Raw genomic sequence first — 2,986 nt, 5'->3', positions numbered from 1 at the left:
CCACCCGCGCCGCGCGCACCTTGCCCGCGTCGCGTACACGCCGCGCCGCGCGCAGGTCGCGGCCCGCCCGCGCGGGGCGTTACGCCGGGGCGCTAGCGGTACTGGGCGGCGTAGGCGCGGGCCAGGGCGAGGACCTTCTGGACGTACCAGTCGGCGTGGTTGTAGGCGAAGATCGCCCGGTAGAGCGACCGCCCGCCGCCGCCCCCGCCGCTCGCGCACAGGTACTTGGCGGCGGCGGGGATGGCGTCGTAGGGGTTCATGATGTCGGCCTTGCCGTCGCCGTCCCCGTCCACGCCGTAGGTCGCCCACGTGGCCGGCATGAACTGCATCGGCCCGAGCGCGCCCGCGCTGGACCGGCCGGGGTTGCGGCCGTGGTCGCTCTCGACCTGCCCGATCGCCGCCAGGACCGTCCAGGACAGGCCCGGGCAGGTGGTGGCGGCCCGCCGGTAGAGGTCGAGGTAGCTGCCGGCCCGTCCGCCCTGGCCGGACGGCTGGTACTTGCTCTCGTGCAGGTTCACCGCGCTCGCGCCGGAGCCGAGGATCTTCTTGACCTGGCCCGCGATCGTGCCGGGCTTCGCGCCGGGCGCGTTGACCAGGACGGCGATGTCATCCACCAGGCCCATGGCCGTGCCGGACTTCTTGCTGACCAGCATGTCGATGCCGGGCAGGCCGAGGTTCCCCGACCCGCCGAGCACCAGGTTCGGGACCGTCCGGCCGACGACCGGGTACTGGAAGCCGCGGCTGAGCTGGAGCTGGTCGGCGGCGTTGGCCGACACGACGAACTGGTCGGCGGCCAAGGCGTTCCACAGGTCGGCGCGCTTGGCGGTGCCCGGCGGCGTCCAGGACCGGAACGCGGACGGGTCGACGGCGAACGCGTTGACCTGCCGCCCCTGGAGCTGCACCGCGCCCCCGGCCACCGCGATCACGTCCTTGACGTGCCCGAGCTTCGCGATCTTCCCGACCTGCGCGTGGCTGATCGTGGTCCCGCCGACGGCCAGCACGTCCGGCGGGACGACCCGGCGCAGCGGGGCGACCTGGCCGGCCGCGCTGTCGAGGTTGGTCACCGGGCCGTTGCGCAGCGGGTCCGGCTGGGTGGCCACGGTGGTGCCCTCCCTGCGCGCGGGCTCGGGCTCCTTGACGGTCAGCACGCCGTAGACGCCTCCGGCGAGGCTCCCGGCGACCAGGAGGCCGACGCCGGCCGCCGCCAACCCCGGCCGCGGGCGCCTCGGCGGCCTCGCCCCGGCGCTCGCCGGCGCGGGCGCGGGCGCGGCAGAAGCGCCGGACGTCCCAGAGGCCGGTGCCGCGCCCGTCTTCGAGGCCGAGGAGCGGGCCGGCTCCGGGCCCCCTCGCGGGGCCCTGTCCGAGGTCGGTCCGGCGGCCGAGTCCGGCTCAGGTGTAGGTGGAACCACAACCATTCCCAACGAGCGTCACCAACGGGCGGTTACCCGGAAGAACCTGTCGTACGGCCCGGGTAACGTGATCAAGTTATTCGGTCGAGGGTTCTGAGGAGTACGTTGGCCAGTCCCTATCGAGCGCTCCTGGCCGTACCCGGGGCCAAGGCGTTCGTCACCGCGGGGTTCGTGGGACGCATGGCGATGTCCATGGTGAGCATCGGGATCGTCCTCCTCGTCTCCGCGGTGACCGGATCGTACGGCATCGCCGGTTCCGTCTCCGCGACCCTCTCGGTCGCCTACGCGCTCGGGGCGCCGCTCAGCGCCCGGTTCGCCGACCGGCTCGGGCAGCGCCGGGTGCTCGTCCCCCTCGTCTCGGCCAACACGGCCGCCTTCGCCCTGCTGATCGGTCTCGCCGTGGCCGACGCCCCCTTGTGGACGCTGTACCCCGCGAGCGCGCTCGCCGGGGCCACCCAGGTGTCCATGGGGGCCTGGGTGCGCTCCCGGTGGTCCCACGCCCTCCGCGACACCGCGATCCCGATGGGCACCGCGTACTCGTTCGAGTCGGTGATGGACGAGCTGATCTTCGTGGCCGGGCCGATCCTGGTCACCTCGCTGGCGACCGGGGTGCATCCGGCGGCGGGGATCGCGGTGGCCGTCTCCTGCACGCTGGTCGGCGGGCTCGCGTTCGCGCGCCTGCGCGAGACGGAGCCGCCGCCGCGTCCCCGCGCGCCCGGGACCTCCGGCGGGGCCGGGGTGTTCGCCAACCCGGCGGTGCGGATCCTGGCGCTGGTCTTCCTGCTCACCGGGACCGTGTTCGGGGCGATCGACGTCAGCAGCGTCGCGTTCGCGGCCGAGCAGGGGCACAAGCCGCTCGCCGGGCTCCTGCTCGCCTGCTACGCGGGGGGCAGCGCGACCTCGGCGTTCTGGTATGGCGCCCGGAACTGGCGGGCCCCGGTGGACCGGCGCTTCCTCGTCGGCAGCGTCCTGCTGGCCGTGCTGCTGGCGCCGACGCTGCTGGTCGGCGACTTCTGGCTGATGCTGCCGGTGGTCTTCGTGGCCGGGCTGGCGATCTCACCGACGATCATCCCCGGGTTCGGGCTGGTGGAGCGGCTGGTCCCGGAGGGCCAGCTCACCGAGGGCCTGGCGCTCGTGTCGACGACGATCAGCATCGGCGCGGCGGCGGGCGCGTCACTGTCCGGGCGGGTCGCCGACGCCCACGGCGCCGAGGCGTCCTTCGGCGTCCCGGTGGCCTCGGCGGTCGTCGCGGCACTGGTCACCGCGGCCGCGTTCCGGGCCGTAAGTAAACGTGAACTTTCCTCACGAACGATCGCCGAGTAGAGTTCGGCCATGTCCCCCGAGAGCACCCGGACGTGGCGTAACTGGGCCGGGAACCAGACCGCCACCCCCCGCCGCGTCACCACCCCGACCAGCACCGACGAGGTCTCCGCCGCCGTGCGCGCGGCGGCCGCCGAAGGGCAGACCGTCCGGATGCCCGGAACCGGCCACTCCTTCACCGGGGCGGCCGTCGCCGAGGGCGTCATGCTCCGGCCGACCGGGCTGACCGGCGTACGCTCGGTCGACACCTCGACGGG

3 protein-coding genes are annotated in these 2,986 nt (G+C 74.3%); 2 read left to right on the top strand and 1 reads right to left on the bottom strand.

The window, feature by feature from the left end:
- Positions 1-92: 92 nt before the first annotated feature.
- On the bottom strand, positions 93-1,208 hold the full coding sequence (locus AB0J52_RS34405) for a lytic murein transglycosylase (protein WP_500187073.1): 1,116 nt from the start codon (positions 1,206-1,208) through the stop codon (positions 93-95).
- A 306-nt stretch (positions 1,209-1,514) separates the two neighbouring features.
- Between AB0J52_RS34405 and AB0J52_RS34400 the strand changes: the two genes are divergently transcribed.
- On the top strand, positions 1,515-2,732 hold the full coding sequence (locus AB0J52_RS34400; protein WP_500187072.1) for an MFS transporter: 1,218 nt from the start codon (positions 1,515-1,517) through the stop codon (positions 2,730-2,732).
- A gap of 9 nt (positions 2,733-2,741) precedes the next feature.
- Positions 2,742-2,986 (top strand): FAD-binding protein (locus AB0J52_RS34395; RefSeq protein ID WP_500187071.1); only part of this gene is annotated, 245 nt, incomplete at its 3' end.

The sequence above is a fragment of the Spirillospora sp. NPDC049652 genome, from assembly GCF_040675125.1.
Taxonomy (GTDB): Bacteria; Actinomycetota; Actinomycetes; order Streptosporangiales; family Streptosporangiaceae; genus Spirillospora.
This window is presented reverse-complemented; position numbering and strand designations above follow the sequence as displayed.